We start from the raw sequence: 21,196 nt of genomic DNA, 5'->3' as shown, positions 1-21,196 counted from the left end.
CAAGCGGCCCAACCGTGCCCGACCGGTCGCCGGTGCGACCCCGGTCTCAGGGTGCGGTGGGTGCGGTGGGGGTGGTGGGCGTCGTGGTCGGGGAGGTGGCGCGGCGTGCGGGCGGGGGCGCGGGGGTGTACTGGTCGGCCTGGGCGCGGTACATGGCGTGGTAGCGGCCCTCCCGGGCGAGGAGCTGTTCGTGGGTGCCCTGCTCGGCGAGGCGGCCGTGGTGCAGGACGTAGATGTGGTCGGCGTGCTGGACCGCGGCCATGCGGTGGGTGACCAGCACCACGGCCCGGTCCGGTCCGGCGAGGCCGCGGATCTTCTCGAACGCCGCGATCTCGGCGGCCGGGTCGAGGGCGGAGGTCGGCTCGTCGACGATCAGGACGCGGGCGTCGCGGTAACGGGCGCGGGCGAGGCCGAGTTTCTGCCACTGCCCGCCGGACAGTTCGCTCGCGCCCCGGAACATCCGCGCGAGCAGGGTGTTCATCCCGTGCGGCAGCTCCGCGACCATCGCGGCGGCGCCCGCGTAGTGCGCCGCCGCCCAGAGGGCCGTCTCGTCGGGCGGGCGGGAGGTGTCGCCGATGCCGATGTTCGTGGCGGCGGTCATCGGCCACCGTTCGAAGTCCTGGGTGAGCAGTCCGACCCGGGCGAAGAGCTGGCGCCGGTCGGCCTCCCGCAGTTCGACGCCGTCCCACAGGACGCGGCCCTCGTCGGGGACGAGGAGCCCGGCGAGCATCTTGGTCAGGGTGGACTTCCCGGCGCCGTTCTCCCCCACGAACGCGGTCACCCGTCCCGTCCCGACCGTGAGCGAGACCTCGTCGACGGCGCGGCCCCGCCGGTCCGGGTAGCCGTACGACACCCGCTCGAAGGTGATCGTCTCCAGGCCGGGCGGCAGGGGTGTGCCGCCGGTGGGGATGGCGCGGCGGCCCGCCTCCTCGACGAACCGTTCGAGGTCGCGGACGTACAGGGACTCCTCGTGCAGCGAGTTGAGGGCCGTCACCAGTGCGCCGAGGCCGGCCGAGCCGGACCGTACGGCGACCACCGCGGTACCGGCGACGGCCAGGGCCATGTGGCCGCCCAGGATGAGGACGCCGAGCGCCGTGTAGGTGGCCAGGAGCGCCAGTCCGGACAGGGCGGCGGCGAGGAGTTCGGTGGCGGCCTTCCCCCGGGCCAGCCGGGACTGTTCCGCCTCGGCGCTCTCGGCCATGGCCCGGTAGTGGCCGAGGAAGAACCGTCCCGCGCCGTGCACCCGTACCTCCTGCGCGGCCGTACGGGAGGTGAGGAGCTGGCCGATCACCCGGCCGGCGCGGACGTGTTCCACCCACCGCATGGCCGAGAGGTAGCGGCGCTGGGCCACCCGCATCGCGCCCCAGCCGCGCGGCGCCACGATCAGCACCAGCAGGGGCAGCAGCACGGGGTGCAGCACGGTCAGGACGCCGCCGACGGCGACCAGCGAGATGATGCCGTTGACCGTGCCGACGCAGGCCCGGACCATGCCGCGGGCCGATTCCGGGCCGAACTGGGCGATGTCGATCAGCCGCCGGAACTCCCCGTCCTCGATGGCTTCGAGTTCGACCTCGGTGACCGCCTTGAGGAACCGCTCGTTCGCGGCGCGCTCGACCTTGGGTTCCAGGCGGCCCGTCGCCGCGGTGGACAGTGCGGCCATGACGGCCCCGGTCGCCGCGATGGCGCCGCCCGCCACCAGCGCGGGCAGCGCCTGGTGCAGCCGGTCGGCGACGGCGCCGGTACCGAGCAGGGTGCCCAGCACGGTGTTGAGGACGACGAGGCCCAGGGCGGCGGTGACGCCCTGGGCGATCTCGGTGACGGCCACGGCGGTCAGCGCCCGCCGGTCGGCCCGCAGCGCCAGCCGCAGGGTCGCCCGGACCATCAGCGGCACGGACCGCAGCGCCGACCACAGGGTGAGGTCCAGCCGCGCGTACTCGTGGGAGGCCCCGCCCTCCTCGTAGCGCAGGGGGCCGCCGAACAGCTCCCGCTCGGAGGCCGAGACCTCGGGCTCGGCGAGCCGGGGACGGGCGAACAGCCGCCTCACCCGTACGCCCCTCCCCCGTACGCCCCTCGCGGGACGGGGCCGGTCCTCAGGTGCACGGGTCCTCCACGGGATCGGTTCGGACGGTCAGGCGTACGGGCGTACGGGCGTACGGGCGTTCAGGCGCGTGGGCGCACGGGTTCACAGGCTCAGGGGCAGGGGAAGCCTGCTCGTCCCGGACATACGGGCGGCGGCTCAGCCCGGTGGCACGCTGAGCATGGTCCGGTAGTCGCCGGTGTCCTCGGGTTCGCCGACCGGGCGGCCTTCGGACTCCACCCAGGCGTGCGCGGCGAAGGGTGCCATCCGCACACCCGTGCACCAGGTGGGCCAGGTGCCGCCGAGGCGGCACAGCAGCGCGGTGGCCAGCGACCGCTGGAGGCAGTACCGGCCGGAGCACATGGTGCTGACGGCGGTCACGTCCTGCCGCGCCCGCAGCGCGTGCGCGTAGGCGGCGGGCGCGGCACCCCGGCGCACCACGCGCAGCACCGTGAGGATGCGCCGGGGCGGCAGGTGGGCCAGCAGCCGGGCGACGGCGACGACGGTGTGGACGGTGATCCGGCGCGGCAGCGGGGGCCGGGTACCGGTCCTGCCGGGGAACCGGTCGCCCCGCTTCACGGGGCGGTCACCAGCCCGGCCCGGGTGAGCCCGCCGATCAGGGTCTCGACATCGGCCGCGGCGCGTTCCCGGGCGACCGGCCGGGAGCGGACCAGCCCCTCGGTGATCTCCTCGGCGGTGGCGCCGTCGAGGAGGGCCCGCAGGACGGCCGCGCCGGTGGTGTTCAGCTGCCAGTACGTGCCGCTGCGCTGGTCCAGCAGGACCATGCCGTCCTCGGTGGGGCAGCAGGACACGTCAACGCGCAGTCGGCTCGGTCCGCTCGGTCGGCTCGGTCCGCTCAAGGGGGTGCTCCTCACGGTGGGACGGGTCGAGGTGGGCCGGGGTGGGGTGGGCTGCCAGGTCGCGCAGCCACGCCTCGGCCCACAGCGTGTTGTCCAGCGCGGCGCCGTTGCCGTCGAGGAGGCCGGGGCTGTGCAGGACCTGGCGCAGCGCGCCCTCCTCGGCGACCCCGGCGGCCACCAGGTGCGATTCCTCGGCCCAGCCCGCGAGTTCGCGGCGGTGCAGGCGCAGGCCCGCGTGCCACTCCTCGTTGCAGTGGTCCTTGGTCGTCCGTCGCAGCAGCCGGTCCGGTACGACGCCTTCCATGGCCGCGCTGAGCAGCGCCTTGTACGACCACGGGTCGTGAGCCAGGTGCGGCTGGACGGAGAGGCAGGCGGTGAGGACGGCGTCGTCGCAGAAGGGGCTCTGCGCGGGCACCCCGGACGCCGTCGTGCTGTCCTGGACGAACCGGGCGAGCCGTCCGGCCTCCTGCGACTGGTGCACCCAGCCGTGCCGGCCCCGGTCCTCGGCGAGCGGCCGTGCCTTCGCGGCCTCGGAGGTCAGCAGGTCGCCAAGGAGTTCGACGGCCTGCCGCGCGGCCCAGGGCGGGAGCCAGGGCCGGGCGCCCCACTCCTCGGGTAGGGACCAGTGCCGCGTGGGGTCGCGCAGCCGGTCGCCCGCCGCCGCCAGCCAGTGGGCGTAGGGGCGCCGGTCGAGGAGCATGCGCGCGGTGGCCCCCAGGGGCCAGCGGTTTCCCGCCCGGAAACCGGCCACGTGGCGCAGCGCCAGCAGGGGGCGGCGGCGCAGCAGGGCGTGGACGTACGGGGTGGGCGGCACCAGGAGGTGGTCCCCGCCGTGGCCGGTGAGCCGCAGGCGCGCCCCGTGGTCCCGCAGCACCCGGGTGAGGTGGTGTTGCTGGGCCCGTTCGGCGACGGCGGCCCAGGGTTCGTCCGCCGCGTCGTGGTGCCCGGCCAGGCCGGTGAAGTAGGGGGGAAGGTCCTGGGAGGGGAAGACCAGGTTCCGGGCGGCGGCGCCGGGCAGTCGCCGCGCGGCGTATGCGGCGTACTCGGCGTCCTCGTTGCCGGGGCCGGTCCACTGCATGGTCACGGTGACGAGGCGGGCCCCTGCCTCGGCGGCCAGGAAGCAGAGGGAGGAGGAGTCCATTCCGCCGGACAGGTCCGCGCCGAGCACCTGGCCGGGCCGGACCCGCACCGCCACGGCGTCGCGCAGCGCGTCCCGCAGCGCCGCCGCTCCCTGGGGAACGGTCAGTTCGGCGGGTGGTGGCCGCCACCACGCGGTCGTGCGGCTGCCGTCGGGTTCCAGGTGGAGCGCGTGGCCGGGTGCGAGGGCGTGCACCCCGCGCCACATGGCGGCCCCGGCCAGCGGGTGCGGCAGGTAGGGGACGGCCAGGCGGGCGGCGAGCTGTGCGGTGTCGACCTCGGCCCCGGTGAGCCAGGCCAGGGTTCGGGCGCGGTCGGCGGCGAGCGTCACGCCCGTCGACAGCCCCTCGACGGTGGTCCAGAAGACGCGCCGGGCCCCGGAGGCGGTTCCCCGTACCCAGCCGTCGCCGTCGGCCGACGCGATCACGTGGAAGCTGCCGGGGGCGTCCCGCAGTACGGAGCCCGCGTCGGCGGCGGTCCGTACGCCTTTCAGCCGGACGGTCAGCTCGGTCGGGGTGAGCGAGGTGGTCCCGGCGACGGCCAGCGCGGTGCGGCCCGCGCGGGCGTGGACCAGTTCCTCCTCGGGCCAGCAGCCCAGCAGCCACGGCAGCCCGGACGGGTGGTCCACCACCCGGCAGGCGTGCCGCCGTAGCCGGGCCAGGAGGACGGGGGGCAGGGCGCGGTCCGGGAGGACCACGAACCACGGTGTCGGTGTGTCGCGCAAGAGCCGTCTCCCCTCGGGCGGGCACCGGCGCCCGCTCGTCCGGCGGCCGTCGGCGGCGGTGTGCCGACGGCGTGGTGCGCGAGGTGGCGGGGCCGCCCGTCGCGCGGTGGTGCGGATTCCGGTCCATCCACCGGTCCATCCACCGGTCCGTGCCCCGAGGCGGTGCCACGGGGGCGGTGCCACGGGGCACGGGCCGGCGCCTTGGAGGTGGTCGGCCGGGCGGTCAGCCGGGCGGAACCGTCACCTCACGACCTAGAACGGGCGGTTCCAGAAGTTGCCGGACAGCTCGCGGTCACGTCCGCTCCAGCCCTGGGTGGCGGTGGCGAAGTCACCGGACTCCAGCAGCAGCGGGGGCTCGTACAGGTCGTCGGGCTCGAAGTCCAGCGTCTCACGCGGTTCACTCATCGTGATCATCTCCGGATCGTCCAGGGTGCGATTTCTACCTGACAGCGGCTATTGAGCCATACGGGAAAGCAACCAGGTGGCAACGCGTAGTCCAAACCGTCCTAAAAGATGGTTCAAAGGTATTGCGCCCTGCGTATTTCCGGCCTGCCTTTCCCGCTCATCGCCTGCGCGGGGCCGGACGATGTACGGCGGCCCGGGGGCCGTTGACCCCACGGCGGTCACGGCTGCCGGGCCTTGCCGTGCAGCGGGTACCTTGGGCTCGCCCGGGGCTAACGGGGAGGACGCGGGCCCTCGGGCCCGGGAAGCGGGGGCGGGCAGTTGGACCGGGTGGGGAGCAACGGGGCGGGAATCGCGCCGTCCGGGCGTGTGGCCGGGCTGCTGAAACGGGCCGGTGACGCGACGAACGCCGAGGCGGCGCGCTGGATCGCGGGGATGGAACCCGCGCACCGCAGGATCGTCGGCTATCAGCTCGGCCTGTGGGACGCCCGGGAGCGGCCGGGCGGCACGGCGGGCAAGGCCGTCCGCGCGGCCCTGACCCTGACGTGCGCGCGGGCGGCGGGCGGTGAGCCCGGGGCGGCGCTGCGCGGCGCCGTCGCGGTCGAACTGCTGCACAACCTCTCGCTCCTGTACGACGACGCGATGGACCGGGACGCGGTCCGGCGCGCGCGGCCCGCCGCCTGGCGGGTGTTCGGGCGGCAGGCCACCGAGCAGGCGGCGGACGCGCTGCTGCCGCTCGCCGTGGCGCGCCTCTTCGATCCCCCGGCCGAGCCGGAGACGGCCGGGGTGGCCGCGTCAGCGCTGGGTGAGGCGGTGGTGCGGTTGGTGCAGGGGCAGGCGCTGGACCTCGGTTTCGAGCGGCGCCGCGAGGTCGGTGTCGAGGAGTGCCGGTGGATGCTGTCCGGGAAGACCGCCTCGCTGATGGCCTGTGCGTGCCGCCTGGGCGCCGTGTTCGCCGGGGCGGGTCCGGAGCTGACGGCGGGGTTCACCCGGCTCGGCGAGGACCTGGGCATGGTCTTCCAGCTCCGGGACGACGTCCTGGGGATCTGGGGGGACCCGTCCGTGACGGGCAAGCCGGGCGGGTCCGACCTGACGGCGCGCAAGAAGTCCTTCCCGGTCGTGGCGGCCCTCTCCGCGGGCACACCGGACGCGCACCGGCTGGCCGATGCCTACGCCACCACTCCCGCTCCCACTCGCGGCCCTGGTCCTGGTCACGGTCCGTCCGGCGTCGAACGGCCGACGGAACTGGCGGAGTTGAGGGAGCTGATCGAGCGGCTGGGCGGGCGTGAGCGGACGGTGGCCGAGTCGCAGGCGCACCTCGTGAACGCGCACCGGTTCCTCGACGGGCTGCGCGCCACGGGGGACGGGCGGGTGGTGGCCGGCGCCGACGACCTGGCCGCGCTGGGTGACTTCTTCGCCACCCGCCCCCGGTAGCCCGACCGTGTTTCACGTGAAACACGGTCGGGCCCGCATGCCTGGCGGACCGCCCGGACCCGGGGTCCGGGGTCCGGGGTCCGGGGTCCGGGGTCCGGGGTCCGGGGTCCGGGGTCCGGTCAGCCGGCGGGGGACGCGTTCCCCGCCGGCTGACCGGACCCGGTGGCCCACGGCGCGGGCCGGTCGAACATGTTGGGCAGGCCCGCGGCGTACAGCCGGGCATCGATCCGGTGCAACTCGGCCAGCTCCGGCGGGTGTTGCATCGTGAGGATCTCGCAGGGGACGGCGTCCCGTACGGCCGCGGCCGTCAGCAGCGCGTTGGCCGCGGCCTTGCCCGTCTGGTCGGCCGCTTCCATCGTGGCCAGGTTCAGGTCGCTGTGGACCCAGTCGCCCGCCAGGAACAGGTTGGGCAGCGCCGTCGCCGCCCGCGGGCGGTGCTGGGCCGATCCCGCCGTACTGATCAGCAGGGGTTCGCTGTTGCGGGCCCGGCCCGGTCCGTCGAGGCCGGTGACGGCGGGGTCGAGGAACCACGAGTGCAGCAGTTTCTCCGAGAGAACCGTTTCGCCTTCCCGGTTCAGGGCCTGGCACATCTGGTGCCACACCTCTGCCGCCACCTCCTTGCGGGTGCAGTCCCACGCGGCCTTGCCGAACAGCGGGCCGGGTACGTCCCAGGCCGAGATGTCCACCGACAGGCAGTCCTGCACCTCCCCGTCTCCGTAGGTGGCGGCGAAGTCCACCCCGGCCCAGAACTGCGCCTGGCTGACGGAGGTCAGGGCCCACGGAGAGTCGAGGTAGATGACGTGCCCGTGCGCGATCGGCGTGCGGTGGCGCAGGTAGAACTGGAGGCCGGTCATCCAGTCCGTCTCCAGCCGGGCCGCGCCCCCCAGCGCGGGGTCCCGCGCGAGGACCTCGGCGTCCAGCAGCTTCACGGCCCGCTCCGCCGGGACCGCGCACACGAACCAGTCGGCCTCCCACCGGTCGGTCGTCCCGTCGGCCCGGCCGAGCAGCACGGCGCTCACCTCACCCCGGGTCAGCTCCAGCTTGACGGCCCGCCGGCCGAGTGCGAACCGTACGCCCAGGCCCTTCAGGTGACGCACCCACGGGTCGATCCACGCCTCGTTGGTCGGGGCGTTCAGCACCCGGTCGGCCGCCGCGTACCGTTTGCGCCCCAGCAGCCCGTACCAGAACTCCGTCTGGGTACGGGCGATCGACTCCGCGCTCGCCACCTCGGCCTTCGCCGCGACCAGGCTGCGGCTCGGGCCGATGACGCACAGCCGGTAGTACTCCTCCGAGGCGCCGCGGGCGCCCGAGAACTCCCACCACGAGGTGTGTTCCCACTGCCCGGCGCGCCGCTCGTCACCGCTGGTGGCGTACACGAGCAGCCGGTTGGCGAAGTACTCGCTCTCCGCGGCCGAAAGGCCCCGTGCCTGGGAGAGGAACGCGCCCAGGCTGCGCAGCGTCTCCTCCAGGTCCGGTTCCCGTCCGTCCCCCGAGACGTCCAGGACCAGGCCGTCGCGCCCGTCGCCGCGGGCGTGCAGGACCTCGCTGGTCTCCACGAGGTTCCCCGCCACCCCCACCCCGTCCGGGTTCCCGGGGAAGGGGATGCGGCTCATGGTCACCGGCAGGTTCCGGTAGAACCCGGGGAAGAAACGGAACCCGTGCTCGCCGGGCAGGTCCCGCCGCCCGTCCCGGCCCGTACCCGGCACCGGCATGCTCCGCGCCTTCCCGCCCAGCGCACCGGCCTCCACCACCGTGACCTCGAAACCCCGCTCGGCCAGCTCCATCGCCGCCGTCAGGCCGGACACACCCCCGCCCAGCACCGCCACACGTCGGCCACGCACCACACGTCGAACCACCAACCCCCCAAGTGAACAGAGCGGGTGGGCGGGAACTGCCTCACCACCGGCAACGGCCTCACCCCTGCCCACCGGACGGTCCACGACCCTACACACACCCCAGGGGCCTCCGGGGTTCCGGGGGCAGGAGTGGCAGCGGGGGCAGGAGCAGCAGGGGCAAGCGGTCAGCGGGGGCAGGGGACGGAGTCGGCGCGGTCGGCGCGGCGGGCGGGGGGGCAGGGGGCAGGGGGCAGACCCGCTCAGCTCACGTGAAGACCCGGCCGGTAACGCAACTGCGGCAGCTCGTCCACAGTGACGATGCCCGGCCTCGCGGCGATGACGTCCGGAATCCTGTTGACCAGGGTGGCGCAGGTGGTATGCGCGGTCTTCAGGTCACTGTTGCGCAGGTGGAGCGTCGGATTGCCTGAACCGTCCGTCATGTTCCACTCGTTGAAGTCCGTCTCGCCCTCCTCGTAGACCGTTCCCTGCGAGCTGACGGACAACGTGACGCCTTCCTTCGTGTGCAGGGTGTCGGTGTCGGTGTAACCCAGCAGCCTGCCCTGCCCCACCGTCGACCCGAGGGCCTTGGAGTAGGTGTCCCGCTGGGCGATCACCGGCTCGGTCGTGCACTCCGGCGAGCCGTGGGGGGTCAGGCCGATGGCTGCCGCCAGCGCGTACAGGGAGTAGTAGGTGAAGGTCGGCAGGCGCTCGGCGTCCGCCTGCCACTGGGCGAACTCCTCGACGGTCGCGTTGACCCGCTGCTGCTCCGCGAGGGCCCGCCCGAAGTCGTCGACGTTCCAGGAGAGCCGGCCGGTCACGCCCCCGAGGTCGTGGGTCGACCCCGCCAGCACGCTGATGAGGTTGACCCAGTAGGCGTCCTGGTGTCCCGTGCCCGTCACGGTCACCTCGTGCCGCTTCGCCAGGGCGTCCAGTTCCCGGGCGAGCCGGCTGTCCGTCGCGAAGGGGTAGAGCATCTCCTCGGCGAGCGTGATGACATTGGCCCCGGCCTTGACCGCGGTCGAGAAGATCTCGTACTGGGTGTCGTCGAGGTAGGTGCTGACGGTGACGACCACGATGTCCGGAGCCGCCTCGCGCAGGGCCTGTTCGGCGTCGCCCCGGGCGGGGAAGGCGAGTCCGGGGACACCGGCCAGCTCACCCAGAATCCGTCCGTCCTTGTCGGAGCCGGGCCGGACGATTCCCGCGACGATGTTCGCGCGGCGGCCGTGCAGAATCCTGATGATGTCCAGCCCCATGGCCCCCAGCCCGTAGACGGCGATACGTGGACTTTCGTTGATGGTGGACATGGGTTTCCCCTCACTCCGTGTGTACTGCTCGACGTGTGCGTACTGCTGGACGTGTGCGTACTGCTCGACCGGACGACGCGTCCTGCGGGCCATCCTCTCCGACGCCACCGGCACCACGGGGGTTATCCAGCCAAACACACCGCGCCCGCCACGACGGACGACCCGGTGATGGGTGAAGGGCCGGTACCGCACCATGGTTTGTGGTGACTGACGGGCGGGTTGACGACCGACTGCCCCGTCCCTCGCCCACAGCCCCTACCCGTACCGGTACCGGTACCGGTACCGGTACCGGTACCGGTAACCCCCATCCCCACCCAGGAGGCTTCACATGACCGGCTTCGACGCCGCCACGGAGTTCGACCGGCAGGTCGCGACACTCGTCGACAGCGGTTACCCGGCGCTCGCGAAGATGACGGAGGAAGCGTTCCGCGCCCTCGTCGGCCCGCTGCGCGAGCAGGTCCTCGCACGGACGACCGGGTTCGAACCGCCGTCCGAGGGCCGGGTGCCGTTCCTGCTGGTGGTCACCCGGGCGCTCGTCCCCATCGAGGAGTCGGTGGTCCTGACCGCGCTCGCCGGCAAGAACCGGCCCGGAGTCATCGAGCGCTTCTACGCCCCGGGCGAGCTGGAACGGTTCGTCTCCCTCAAGGAGCTGGAACTCCCCGAGGGGGCGGTGTACGTCGCCTTCGACGTGGACCGCGGTGAGGAGTTCTGCGACGTCGTCCCCCTGGACGCCCTCGCGGCGATCGAGGAGCGCGGCCGGACACCGCTCACCATGGAGGAGGGCATCGCCTTCATCACCCTGTACCCGCAGGCGCTGGCGAAGAACAAGTGCTTCTCGCTCGGCGGCAGCCGCATCGGGGACCGCCGGATACCGGCCCTGTGGATCAGCAAGGGCGCCCCGAAACTGGGCTGGTGCTGGGAGGGAAACCCGCACACCTGGCTGGGTCTCGCCTCGGCGGGCACCCGGAGCGGGGCCTGAGCGCTCCGTACGGGCCGGACGGGTACGGGCCGGACGGGTACGGGACACATGGTGCGACCCGCCGTCCTCACTGCTGTCGTCACTGCCGTCCTCACCCGCTTCGTCATCCGGGGATCGCGGCCACCAGGCCGCCGTCGACGACCAGGTCCTGACCGTTGATGTAGGACGCCTCGGCGGAGGCGAGGAACGCCAGCGCCGCGGCGACCTCCTCCGGCCGGCCGAACCGACGGGCCACCACCTGGCCGGTCACGGCCTCCGTCTGCGCCTCGCCCAGCGCCGACGCGGGCTACATCGGGGTGTCGATGTAGCCCGGGCTGACGGAGTTGACGCGGATGCCGCGCGTCCCGGGCTCCGCAGCGAGGGTGCGGGCCAGGTTGTGGGCCAGGTTGTGGGCCAGGCTGTGGGCCAGGTTGTGGGCCAGGCTGTGGGCAGCCGCCTTGGTCGCCGAGTGCAGGGTGAGGACCCCGCTGCCCCGGTGCAGGGTCCAGGAGGCGTTGATGACGACCGACGCCCCCTCCACCAGCAGCGGCAACGCCTTCTGGACGGTGAAGAACACGCCCTTGAGGTTCACGCCGACGGCATGGTCGAAGTCCGCTTCGGTGATGTCCGCGAAACGGGCCGCCTCTGGAGCTCGGGCACGGTCGTGATCTGCCGTCCGTGGCGGCGGCGCTGTCGCGGGGCGGCATCGACGCCGCCTTCGGCCGGGTCCATCCACCGCTGCCCACCGGGCTGACACACCGTCTGGTACGGCTGGAACCGGTGGACCTCGTCCTCGGCGTGGATCATCCGCTGGCGGCCGAACCCGTGTGCTGCGGCCGGGACAGTTGCGTGACGGTGTGCTGTGGGCTCCCGGAGCACTGGACCGGCTCGACTTCCTGCGGTGCTTCGCCGAGCGGTTCGGCATCGGTGACCGTGCGGAGGGCACCAACCTGGGGCTGGACCACTTCCTCACCGGTCTGACCACGGACCCGCGCCACTTCTCGCTGATGCCCGCCGACGTGCCACTTCCCCGGACCCCGGCAATCCGGTCCGTCCCGCTGGTGGACCCCACCCCGCTCTACGCCTGGTCCCTGCTGTGGCGCGGCGACGGCGCGCATCCCCTGCTGCCCGCGCTGGTGGACGGCTTCACGGCCGAGGCCGGGCGCAACCGCTGGCTGGAGTACGACCCGTCCCACGAGTGGCTGCCCGAGCACCCCACCGCCGACTGAGGCCGCACCCGGACACCCGGACACCCGGACACAACGCCGTATCCACGCATCCACGCATCCACGCATCCACGCATCCAGCTTCAGGGGTGGCGTTCGAAGGAGAACAGGCGGTCGATCTCCACCAGGCCGGCGCGGTCGTACATCCGGTTGGCCGCCGACCGGCTCCGTTCCGGGTCGTCGGCCGGGACGTCGTCGACGAAGAGGATCACCTCGCGCGCGCCCAGGTCACCCAGCAGTTCCAGGCTGGACCCGAGCAGGGCGAGACCCAGGCCGCGGCGGCGGGCGGCCGGTGTGACGCCGATCCACCACAGCACGCCGATCCCGTCCACCGGGCAGCCGACGGTCGCCTCGGCGACCGGCTCGCCTCCCCCGCCTCCCTCGCCTTCCCCGTGGACCGCCAGCCGTCGGCCGGGCGGCTCCTCGCTGTCGCCGACCTCGACCCGGGTGGCACGGGGCAGACCGGCGAGCGGCAACCGGGCGTGGAGATAACGCCACCCGTCGTCGGCCGAGAAACCCGCCGCCTCCAGGGCCGCACGTGTCACGGGCCGGTGGCCGACCGGCAGGCCCTCCAGACCCAGCGACAACGCCGAGGCGAACGCGAAGGCGGACACCCTCCGCCGCACGCCCAGCACGGCCAACACGCGCTCGACCAACAGGGCGACGATGTAAGGGACTTCACGGCCGTGCAGCCACAGGATGAACCCGGTTCCGTCCGAGGGCCGCACCGCGTAGGAGACCACCCCCAGCACCGTCCCGGCGTCGTCGTGGACGACATCGGTGACCGGGACCTCCAGCTCGGCCCACCAGCCGGAATCGACCGGCGACCGCCCGGCCAGGGCCTCCGCCAGCATCTCCCGCGTCGTCTGCGGCTGCCCCGTGATCCGGTCCGCGCCGATCAGGGCGAGCACGGCGTCCCTGTCCCGGGCCCCGTACCCGCGAACCCGCAGCCCGCCCACCGGGCCCGGCGTCACACCCTCCACGGACAACACCTCCTCACACCCGCCCTCGCCCTCGCACTCGCACTCACCGATGTCCGGGTCATGCGGTCATCCGGTCATCCGGGTCAGTTGAAGACGCCGCTGTACGCGTTGAGGGCGGGCTGGCCGCCGAGGTGGGCGTACAGGACGTTGGATTCCCGGGGTATCTCTCCGCCGCGTACGAGGTCGATGAGTCCGGCCATGGACTTCCCCTCGTAGACGGGGTCGATGATCATGCCTTCGAGGCGTCCGGTGAGCCGGATCGCGTCCAGGGTGGACTGGACGGGTATCCCGTAGAGGTCTCCGGCCCAGCCCTCCAGCACGGTGATCTCGTCGTCGCGCAGGTCGCGGCCGAGACCGATGAGTTCTGCGGTGCTGCGGGCGATCTTCTCCACCTGGGCGTGGGTCGCGGCGAGTTGGGCCGAGGCGTCGATGCCCAGGACACGACGGGGACGGTCCTGGCCGGCGAAACCGGCGATCATGCCCGCCTGGGTGCTGCCGGTGACGCTGCAGACCACGATCGTGTCGAAGAAGACGCCCAGCCGACGCTCCTGCTCCTCCACCTCGTAGGCCCAGTCGGCGAAGCCGAGGCCGCCGAGCGGATGGTCGGAGCCTCCGGCGGGGATCGCGTACGGGGTGCCTCCGGCCGCGCGGACCTCGTCCAGCGCCTGCTCCCAGCTCTCCTTGAACCCGATGCCGAATCCGGCCCGGACCAGACGGATGTCCGCACCCATGACGCGGGACAGCAGGATGTTGCCGACCTTGTCGTTGACCGCGTCGGGCCAGTCCACCCAGCTCTCCTGGACCAGGACGGCCTTCAGCCCGGCCCTGGCGGCGACGGCGGCCACCTGCCGGGTGTGGTTGGACTGTATTCCGCCGATGCTGACCAGGGTGTCCGCGCCCTGGGCGAGGGCGTCGGGAAGGATGTACTCCAGCTTCCGGGTCTTGTTCCCGCCGAAGGCCAGCCCACTGTTGCAGTCCTCCCGCTTGGCCCAGATCCGGGCCCCGCCGAGGTGGTCACTGAGCCGTTCCAGGGGGTGGACGGGGCTGGGCCCGAACAGCAGGGGGTAACGCTCGAAGCCGTCGAGGGACATCTGTGACTCCTTGAGGGTGTGTGCGCCCGCTGCGGGGCTTCGGTCGTCGGTACGGGACATCGGTCGGTGCGCGGCTCCGGTCAGCCGCTGACACCACCGGGGTCGTCGCTGTCGTTGTTGTCGTCACTGTCGTTGTTGTCGTTGGCGTCACCGGGGAGCGAGGTGTCGAGCAGGGGTACCAGCGTCCGCCAGTTGGCGCGGGTGGCAGCCGCTGCTCCTTCGACGTCACCGGCCTCGCACAACGCGATGATCCGGTCGTGCTGAACGACCGAACCCCGGCCGCTCAGCGAGGAGAAGCGCGAGCGTTCCAGACGCCGCAGCACCGGCGTGAACTGCTCAAGGACCGTGCGGACGGCGTGGTTGGCGCAGGCGGTGACCGGGACGCCGTGGAAGTCGTCGTCGGCGGCGATCGCCGCATCGACGTCGTTGCGCCGCAGGGCATCGGCGAAGCGTGCGTTGGCCTCGCGCATGGCGCCGAGCTCGGCGGCGGACAGGTCGGGCAGCGCCTCCCGGACGGCGAGTTCGTGCATGGCTGCCGTCACCGACTGGGCGGCACGGACGGCACGGACGTCCAGGGGGCTGACCATGGTGTAGCGGCCGGGTTTCGTCTGCACCAGACCGGCCTGCTCCAGCCGCGCCAACGCCTCCCGCACCGGCGTCCGGCTCACCCCCAGCCACTCGGCCAGATCACCGTCGTTGAGCCGCTCCCCCGGAGTGAGCGTGCCGTCGACGATGGCGTCCCGGATCGCCCGGTAAGCGTTCTCCCGAAGGAGCGACCTGGAAACGAGCCCCCGGCTCTGTGGAACTGGCATGCAATATATTGCATGCCGATGACCGGCAACTGTCAAGAGATCAGCCCGACATGAGGGCGAACGAGCCGACACGGTCCGGACGCGTGACACCCGCCGGAGTTCAACCTCACCGGGCGGGAACGCTTCGACCTGCCGAGCGCGACGCTCTCCTCTGATACTCACACTCGTACTCACACCCTCCCTCGCCACATCACCACCCTCCTGTGCGCACATCCGCGAACAGGCCGCACCCGAACAATGTCAGGGTTCCTTGACAGACACCATGCGCGTCAGGGTAACCTGACACGCATGGGAGCTTCTGAGGAATCCCCGGCCGCCGATCTGGTCGGCCAGGTCACCGGGAAAGATCCGGCTGTCGGGCTCGGCGCGGTCGTCGCGTTGCGCCGGCTGCTGGAGGAGCTGGAACGCCTGCACGTCGACAGCGCGCGGGACCAGGGCTGGACCTGGCAGCGCATCGCGACGGCACTACAGGTGAGCCGGCAGTCGGTGCACGAGAAGCACGGGACCAGGCGCAAGGCCACAGGCAAGGAGAACTGACGTGTTCGAGTACTTCACCGATCGTGCGAAGCAGTCCCTCATCGCGGCTCAGGACGAGGCTCTTTCGCTCGGCCACGACTTCATCGGCACCGGGCACTTGTTGCTCGGGCTGGCCGCGACGACCGACAGTGACGCGGGCGTGGTCCTGGCCGGTCAGGGCGTCGGGGTCGGGCCCGCCCGCGAGGTGACCGTACGTCTGCTGGAGGCGGCGGGCGTCCCGGCGACGGGCGGGCAGCCGACGCGTGACGCGCTCTCCTCGCTCGGCATCGACATCACCGAGATCGAACGCCGCGCCGACGACAACTTCGGCCCGGGAGCATTCAGGTTCCCTCAGCCGGCGTACACCTCGCACGCGAAGAAGGCCCTGGAACAGACGATCGGGGAAGCCCGCACGCTCGGGCAGGAACGCTTCGGGACGGGCCACATCCTGCTCGCGCTCCTGACCATCGGCACCGACGACGCCGAGGTCACCGCCACGGATGTACTCACCACCCTGGACGTCGACCTCCCCACCGTCCGACCGGCCGTCCTCGCGCGCATCACCGACGCGTAGCGGCGGGTCACCACACCACGGCCGCAGGGACGGGCACCGGTACGGGTACGGGTACGGGTACGGGGCGACCGGGAGGCTGAACGAAGGCAAGCACAGGGCCACTGGACCGATACAGAATCACCTGTTCAGCGGCAGGCCGTGAAAGGGAGGTAGCGGAGCTGCCCTGCATGTTCCGCTCCCTCCTCGGCCCGAACGGCTTGGCCCTTCGGCTGCCCCGTACGTGTTCGGTCTCCGGAGACTCCGCCTTCCGCAGGGGCCGAACGGCAGCCGCTGTCACTCTTTGTGGTTCTCCGGCTGGTTCCCCGGGGCGGTTCGGGATGAGATGGCGGCGGGCCGGATCTCGCCGGCCCGGCGGCTGTCACCGCCGCCCCGGACCTGTAGGTGATGGAGCCATCCCATGCGACGAATCACCGCCTCGCTGGTAGCCCCGGCCGCCGCCCTCCTGCTGCTGGCAACGGCGCCGACCGTGTCCGCCGCGCCGGGCGAGGTGGTCCAGCGATCCCGGAGCGGCGAGGAGGAGGTCACCGACGACCCCAAGCCGAGCGACTGCCACCAGGGCCTCGGGAAGGGCACGACCATCTCGAACTTCACCGAAAGCCCCATCCTCCTCTTCCCCGATCCGAACTGCCGGACGAAGATCTTCGACCCGTTGGAACCCGAGGAGACGCGCACCGACTGGGCTGGAGGCAGCTTCCGCGCGGTGAACTAGAACCACCGCCCGACGCTTGTCCCCCGCTCCTGGCACCGCCCCCGGCACCGACGCTGGCCCGCGCCCGCCCACCCGCACCGTCAACTCGGGGCGGGTATCGCGTGCTCGGCGGCGCGGCTGACCTGTTCCCATGCCGCCCAGGCGTCCATGCGTCTGTGCGTCATGTCGAAGGCGAGGTCGTAGGCCACGCTTCCCAGCAGCAGGCGCAGCGGTGGTTCGTCGCTGTCGACGAGTGCGAGCAAGGCCTGTGCGGCAAGTGCGGGATCGCTGTCGACCGAGTTCTCGGCGAACTGTTCCTCCATCTCCGCGCGCAGTGGGGCATACGCCTCCAGCGGGGTCGTGCGGTGCATCGCCGTGTACAGGTCGGTCCAGTAGCCGCCGGGCTGGACGATGCTCACCTTCACCCCGAAGCGGGCCGCCTCCATGGCGAGCGCTTCGCTCAGGCCCTCCAGGGCGAACTTGCCGGCGCTGTAGAGCCCGGTGCTCGGGAAGCCCCCCAGCGCGGCGATGCTGGAGATCTGCACGATGTGCCCGGAGCCCTGCTCTCGCAGGGTGGGCATCACCGCCTGGCTCGCCCACAGCGCGCCGAAGAAGTTGACGTCCAGATGAGCGCGGGCCTCGGCTTCGGTGAACTCCTCGACCATGCCCATCGACAGTGTCCCGGCGTTGTTGATGACGATGTCGAGCCGTCCGAAGTGGCCGACCGCCTCGGCGACGGCGGCGGACACCGCTTCCCGATCCGTCACGTCCATCCCGAGGGGCAGCACCCGCCCGGGGTGTGCTGCCGCCAGTTCCTCCAGAGGCCCGGTGGTACGCGCGGCGACCGCGACGCGGTCGCCCGCGGCCAGCGCCGCCTGGGCGAAGGCACGGCCGAGGCCCCGGCCGGCACCGGTGATGAACCAGACGCGGCCTGTATTTCCTGAGGTGCGCATGTGCGGTACTCCCCCCACAGAAGACGAGACGTTGCGTCTCGCTGCGTACCTCCACTACACACCCGGCGAGGATTTCTGTCAAGACGGACCGTCTCGTCTCGTTCACTGTTAGATTGGAGTCATGACCAAGCACCCGAAGAGCCTCCCCGACGGCACCCGTCGCAACGAAGCCTCCCGCAAGGCGATCCTGACCTCCGCCTTCGACCTGGTCGGCGAGGTGGGCTTCGCCAAGCTGAGCATCGAGGCCATCGCCGCGCGGGCGGGCGTCGGCAAGCAGACGATCTACCGCTGGTGGCCGTCGAAGGGGGCCGTGTTCTTCGACGCGTTCCTCATGCTCAGCGAGGACCAGGTGAGCGGGTACCCGGCGCTCCCCGACACCGGCGACCTCGAAGCCGACCTGAAGAGCGTGCTGCGCGCCACCGTCGGCGAGCTCAACGACCCGCGCTACGACGAGCCGATGCGCGCCCTCACCACCGAGATCGTCCACGACCCGGAACTCGCCGCGACCTATGCCGAGCGCCTGCGTGAACCTATGCGAAGACTCAAGGTCGACCGTCTGCGCAAGGCCCAGGAGGCCGGCCAGCTCGACGCCGGTACCGATCTGGACCTGGCCGTCGAGATGTTGTGGGGCCCGCTGCTCAACCGCTGGCTGCAACGCACGGAACCGCTGACCGTGGAGTACGCCGACCTCGTCGTCGAGACCGCGCTGCACGGCCTGAGCCCACGCACTCAGGCGCGTGTCGCGTGACCCCCGGCCCCTACCCCCTTTCGGCCGGCCTCCCCGGTGGCGGTCGGCGCCCGGAAGCGAGCAGCCGACCGCCACCACGGTCAAGGAGACACGGGCCGTGTCCGGTGCGCGGTGGACTCGGCCACTCCGGTGTCCGGCGGGACGGGGAACCGGACCGTCGGCTGCCCCAGGGCCTCGCGCCTGGCGTTGGCCATGCTCGTGATCAGCGCGTACGCGGCGAGGAACTCGCGGTCGAACCAGGTGGTCCCGGTGGTCTGGCCCGGCCATGCCCGGTAGCGGGTGACGACGTGGGGCGTCGACGCCCCCGCGGACTGCTCCGACAGGGCCAGGGCCCATCCGAAGTCCTCGGCGACGATCACCGCGGGCCAGCCGCCCGCCGCGAGGGCCACCCCCGTACGGGCCAGCACCGCGTTCGGCATGAACGGATAGACCGGCAGCGACCACGCCCCGGCGAGCTCGTGCCGGGCCCAGCGGCGCGGTGTGGCGCGATGATGCCGTGAGGAGGTTCCGTCGAGGAAGGCCCGGTTCGCGGAGACCCAGCCGTTGCCCGCCTCCTCCAGCGCCGGATCGGCGAGCAGGGCCGACAGCCCGTCGACATCGAGTACGTCGTCCCCGTCGAGGGGGTACACCCAGCCGTCCGGGGCGAGGTCGAACGCCCGGTGGAGCGCACGGTTGCGGGCCGCGGCGATACCGCCGTGCACCGGGCTGTGTTCCACGATCGTGCCCGTCGGCCATTCCTGGACGCCGACGCTTCCCGGTCCGTCGACCACCACGATCCACGTGACCTCCCAGCCCCGTGCGGCCAGCCGTTCGCGGGCCGTCCGCATCCCGGCGGCGGTCTCCGGGAGATGCACGGCCAGTCCGGGCAGCAGGCCGGTCAGCAGGCAGAGGTGACGAGATGTCGGCATTCCCGGAACGTAACAGCTCCCCGACCGCCAGCCGGGCAGAATCCCGGCTCGCCACCTCCCGAACGCCCTCACCGACCCTCACCCACCGGCACCACCGGCACCACCGGCACCACCGGCACCAACAGAGAACCTGCGACGCGCTGCGCCGGCCCCTGCGGCTCAAGCGGCCCCGAACGCCGAGCGTGTCGCCATTGCAGTCGGTTTCTCCATAGTGCGGACGCCGCGCACTAAGTGACGTTATGTTGCACACGCGCAGGCACCATCAGCGACGAAAGGTCCACTGCCATGTCTCGCCTCAACCTCGCCCATCTGGCCCTCACTGCCGCCCAGAACATCCAGACCGCCAACGAGGTCCGTCGTGACCCGGCCGTCGTCAAGGCGGCCAAACAGTTCACGGAAGACAGCGTCCAGGCTCTCCGCTCCGGTGGTGCGCTCGCACGTGAGGCCCAGTCCTCCTGGCGTCGCCACAGCCCGCTGACCAAGAGGACCGGAACCGATGAATGATTTCAGCGCAGAGGCGATGGGCCTCGTGATCCGCGAGCACCGCCAGGCCCAGAAACCCTCCAGGACTCAGGAAGAACTGGCTGAGCAGGCCGATTACGGGAAGGGCGGAGCGGTCTCGATCTCCCGGATCGAGCGCGGGCTCGTAAGCCCCGGGGAGTACCGTCTGGCCGCCATCGCCCTCGCGCTCCGACTGACACCCGAGCAGCTCAAGCAGGAGGCGGAGGAGCGGACCAGGTCTCTCGCCCGTCAGCGGGGCCAGCGGCCGGTGAAGTTGCGCGACCAGATCGCGGAGACGAAAAGACGTCACGCCGAGATCAACGAGAAGGTGGCCCAGCGGTCGAAGATCACCCAAGAACTCGGGGAAGCCTTCAACCATGCCCATGATGCCGCCCGCGACGAATTCTTCATGCGGTTCGTGGAACTGGCCGAGAGCGTCAGCGGGGCGCCCGAGCCGGAGAGGCCGAGTGAGGAGGAGAGCGAGAGCACGGGCGAGATCCCTACGGCAATACGTATCGAGGCCATGTCCGTCGGGATCGCCAACGCGATCCGCGGTGCCGCCGCCGGAGGTGCGGCCGGGGTAGCAGCCGGCGGCGCCGCGGCCTACGGTGCGTTCACGGCCGCCGCGTTGTTCGGGGCCGCCTCCACCGGAACAGCTATTTCGACGCTGTCCGGGGTCGCCGCGACCAACGCGACTCTGGCCCTCCTGGGAGGAGGCACGTTGGCCGCGGGCGGTGCGGGCATGGCGGGTGGAGCTCTCCTGCTCACCGGCATGGTCGCCGCCCCTGCGGCAGCCCTGGCTGCCGCAGGCTTCTACGTCTTGAGGCAGCGCCGGAACAAGAAGGAGGAAGAGCGTCTCCGGACCGAGGTCGAGGCTGCGCAGGCGGCTCTGGACCAGTCGCAGCAAGGCTTCGACGTGATGATCGACGTACTGCTTCGCGCCACGGTCATCATGGAATACGTCCGGGTCCACGGCACCCACACCCTTGAGAAGTGGAGGGTGAGTCTGCCGCCGGAGCCCCGGGACTGGGAATCGCTCGGGCACGAGGGGCAGGAACGGTACAAGGAGTTCCTCACCGTGGCGGGGTGCCTGCTCGCCGTGAGCAGCATCAACGTCAGCGCTCTCCTCACGGCAAAGCCCGACGCTTTTCGCGAGATGGACAAGGCCATCGACGAGACGCTGCGGTACGCGGACAGGACCATCAGGTCGGTCGTCTGAGCCCCGAAGTCGTTGCCACGCGCAGACCTGGCGGCGCAAGCCCCTCTCCCCCGGTTGCCGATGACGGTGGGCGAGGGGTCTGCGGTCTGCGGTCTGCGGTCTGCGGTCTGCGGTCTGCGGTCTGCGGTCTGCCGAACGTGCGGCGCGCTGCCCTAGACGAGTCATTCCGAATGCTGACGGTGTGTCTGGGAACGCAGACAGGGCGTCCAAGATCGTTGTGTGACGAACAACCTGGACGCCCTGCTG

The 21,196-nt window shown here is 72.0% G+C and carries 20 protein-coding genes and 2 pseudogenes; 9 read left to right on the top strand and 13 right to left on the bottom strand.

Features of this window, described 5'->3' with window-relative positions; translation table 11 throughout:
• Positions 1-46: 46 nt before the first annotated feature.
• The 5 genes from ACIA5F_RS09220 to ACIA5F_RS09200 all read right to left on the bottom strand — a co-directional run bounded on the left by ACIA5F_RS09220 (position 47) and on the right by ACIA5F_RS09200 (position 5,212).
• Positions 47-2,044, bottom strand: coding sequence for an ATP-binding cassette domain-containing protein (locus tag ACIA5F_RS09220; RefSeq protein ID WP_399350846.1), 1,998 nt, complete (start codon positions 2,042-2,044; stop codon positions 47-49).
• A gap of 192 nt (positions 2,045-2,236) precedes the next feature.
• Complete coding sequence (locus ACIA5F_RS09215; RefSeq protein WP_399350844.1) at positions 2,237-2,656, bottom strand: lasso peptide biosynthesis B2 protein; 420 nt, start codon at positions 2,654-2,656, stop codon at positions 2,237-2,239.
• Positions 2,653-2,889: a lasso peptide biosynthesis PqqD family chaperone gene (locus ACIA5F_RS09210; RefSeq protein WP_399350842.1), complete on the bottom strand. Its 237-nt coding sequence runs from the start codon at positions 2,887-2,889 to the stop codon at positions 2,653-2,655. The genes ACIA5F_RS09215 and ACIA5F_RS09210 overlap by 4 nt, the downstream gene beginning before the upstream one ends.
• A 1-nt stretch (position 2,890) precedes the next feature.
• Positions 2,891-4,798 carry an asparagine synthase-related protein gene (locus ACIA5F_RS09205; protein WP_399350840.1) on the bottom strand — a complete coding sequence of 636 codons (1,908 nt, stop codon included), beginning with the start codon at positions 4,796-4,798 and terminating at the stop codon, positions 2,891-2,893.
• Positions 4,799-5,050: 252 nt separating this feature from the next.
• Positions 5,051-5,212, bottom strand: coding sequence for a lasso RiPP family leader peptide-containing protein (locus tag ACIA5F_RS09200; RefSeq protein ID WP_399350838.1), 162 nt, complete (start codon positions 5,210-5,212; stop codon positions 5,051-5,053).
• A 357-nt stretch (positions 5,213-5,569) separates the two neighbouring features.
• On the opposite strand from ACIA5F_RS09200, the gene ACIA5F_RS09195 reads away from it, so the two are divergent.
• A complete protein-coding gene (locus tag ACIA5F_RS09195; RefSeq protein ID WP_399350836.1) occupies positions 5,570-6,634 on the top strand; it encodes a polyprenyl synthetase family protein in 1,065 nt (354 codons plus the stop codon).
• A 119-nt stretch (positions 6,635-6,753) separates the two neighbouring features.
• Here the strand turns inward: ACIA5F_RS09195 and ACIA5F_RS09190 are convergent, their stop codons facing one another.
• Together ACIA5F_RS09190 and ACIA5F_RS09185 are read right to left on the bottom strand one after the other, a co-directional pair.
• On the bottom strand, positions 6,754-8,475 hold the full coding sequence (locus ACIA5F_RS09190) for an FAD-dependent oxidoreductase (protein ID WP_399350834.1): 1,722 nt from the start codon (positions 8,473-8,475) through the stop codon (positions 6,754-6,756).
• Between the two features lie 254 nt (positions 8,476-8,729).
• On the bottom strand, positions 8,730-9,773 hold the full coding sequence (locus ACIA5F_RS09185) for a Gfo/Idh/MocA family oxidoreductase (protein WP_399350832.1): 1,044 nt from the start codon (positions 9,771-9,773) through the stop codon (positions 8,730-8,732).
• Between the two features lie 328 nt (positions 9,774-10,101).
• Between ACIA5F_RS09185 and ACIA5F_RS09180 the strand changes: the two genes are divergently transcribed.
• Entirely contained in the window at positions 10,102-10,752 is a 651-nt protein-coding gene (locus tag ACIA5F_RS09180; RefSeq protein WP_399350830.1) for a DUF5701 family protein, read from the top strand.
• A gap of 103 nt (positions 10,753-10,855) precedes the next feature.
• On the opposite strand, the pseudogene ACIA5F_RS09175 reads toward ACIA5F_RS09180, so the two are convergent.
• A pseudogene (locus ACIA5F_RS09175) lies at positions 10,856-11,467 on the bottom strand (SDR family NAD(P)-dependent oxidoreductase).
• Here ACIA5F_RS09175 and ACIA5F_RS09170 point away from each other — a divergent pair.
• Positions 11,377-11,960 (top strand): annotated as a pseudogene (locus ACIA5F_RS09170) (LysR substrate-binding domain-containing protein); the annotation flags it as partial. The pseudogenes ACIA5F_RS09175 and ACIA5F_RS09170 overlap by 91 nt on opposite strands.
• Positions 11,961-12,040: 80 nt before the next feature.
• On the opposite strand, the gene ACIA5F_RS09165 reads toward ACIA5F_RS09170, so the two are convergent.
• From ACIA5F_RS09165 to ACIA5F_RS09155, 3 genes are all read right to left on the bottom strand, one after another.
• Entirely contained in the window at positions 12,041-12,940 is a 900-nt protein-coding gene (locus tag ACIA5F_RS09165) for a GNAT family N-acetyltransferase (protein ID WP_399350828.1), read from the bottom strand.
• Between the two features lie 83 nt (positions 12,941-13,023).
• On the bottom strand, positions 13,024-14,031 hold the full coding sequence (locus tag ACIA5F_RS09160) for a 1-aminocyclopropane-1-carboxylate deaminase (RefSeq protein WP_399350826.1): 1,008 nt from the start codon (positions 14,029-14,031) through the stop codon (positions 13,024-13,026).
• An 80-nt stretch (positions 14,032-14,111) separates the two neighbouring features.
• Positions 14,112-14,843 (bottom strand): GntR family transcriptional regulator, encoded by a 732-nt coding sequence (locus ACIA5F_RS09155; RefSeq protein WP_399350824.1) that lies wholly within the window; start codon positions 14,841-14,843, stop codon positions 14,112-14,114.
• Positions 14,844-15,131: 288 nt separating this feature from the next.
• On the opposite strand from ACIA5F_RS09155, the gene ACIA5F_RS09150 reads away from it, so the two are divergent.
• The 3 genes from ACIA5F_RS09150 (at position 15,132) to ACIA5F_RS09140 (ending at position 16,642) form a co-directional block, all read left to right on the top strand.
• Entirely contained in the window at positions 15,132-15,380 is a 249-nt protein-coding gene (locus ACIA5F_RS09150; protein ID WP_399350822.1) for a hypothetical protein, read from the top strand.
• Between the two features lies 1 nt (position 15,381).
• A complete protein-coding gene (locus tag ACIA5F_RS09145) occupies positions 15,382-15,933 on the top strand; it encodes a Clp protease N-terminal domain-containing protein (protein WP_399350820.1) in 552 nt (183 codons plus the stop codon).
• 397 nt (positions 15,934-16,330) lie between these two features.
• Positions 16,331-16,642 (top strand): hypothetical protein, encoded by a 312-nt coding sequence (locus ACIA5F_RS09140; RefSeq protein WP_399350818.1) that lies wholly within the window; start codon positions 16,331-16,333, stop codon positions 16,640-16,642.
• 80 nt (positions 16,643-16,722) lie between these two features.
• On the opposite strand, the gene ACIA5F_RS09135 is transcribed toward ACIA5F_RS09140, so the two are convergent.
• Positions 16,723-17,574 carry an SDR family NAD(P)-dependent oxidoreductase gene (locus tag ACIA5F_RS09135; RefSeq protein ID WP_399350816.1) on the bottom strand — a complete coding sequence of 284 codons (852 nt, stop codon included), beginning with the start codon at positions 17,572-17,574 and terminating at the stop codon, positions 16,723-16,725.
• Positions 17,575-17,695: 121 nt separating this feature from the next.
• On the opposite strand from ACIA5F_RS09135, the gene ACIA5F_RS09130 reads away from it, so the two are divergent.
• Positions 17,696-18,322 carry a TetR/AcrR family transcriptional regulator gene (locus tag ACIA5F_RS09130; RefSeq protein WP_399350814.1) on the top strand — a complete coding sequence of 209 codons (627 nt, stop codon included), beginning with the start codon at positions 17,696-17,698 and terminating at the stop codon, positions 18,320-18,322.
• A gap of 80 nt (positions 18,323-18,402) precedes the next feature.
• Here the strand turns inward: ACIA5F_RS09130 and ACIA5F_RS09125 are convergent, their stop codons facing one another.
• A complete protein-coding gene (locus ACIA5F_RS09125) occupies positions 18,403-19,230 on the bottom strand; it encodes a hypothetical protein (protein ID WP_399350813.1) in 828 nt (275 codons plus the stop codon).
• 285 nt (positions 19,231-19,515) lie between these two features.
• On the opposite strand from ACIA5F_RS09125, the gene ACIA5F_RS09120 reads away from it, so the two are divergent.
• Both ACIA5F_RS09120 and ACIA5F_RS09115 read left to right on the top strand, forming a co-directional pair.
• Positions 19,516-19,734, top strand: coding sequence for a hypothetical protein (locus tag ACIA5F_RS09120; protein WP_399350811.1), 219 nt, complete (start codon positions 19,516-19,518; stop codon positions 19,732-19,734).
• On the top strand, positions 19,727-20,950 hold the full coding sequence (locus ACIA5F_RS09115; RefSeq protein WP_399350809.1) for a hypothetical protein: 1,224 nt from the start codon (positions 19,727-19,729) through the stop codon (positions 20,948-20,950). Before ACIA5F_RS09120 ends, ACIA5F_RS09115 begins: the two co-directional genes overlap by 8 nt.
• Positions 20,951-21,196 lie beyond the last annotated feature (246 nt).

The organism is Streptomyces sp. NPDC051567 (assembly GCF_044454165.1).
In the GTDB taxonomy this organism is placed as follows: Bacteria; Actinomycetota; Actinomycetes; order Streptomycetales; family Streptomycetaceae; genus Streptomyces.
The sequence above is the reverse complement of the archived record's forward strand: the minus strand, read 5'-3'. Positions and strand labels throughout refer to the sequence as shown.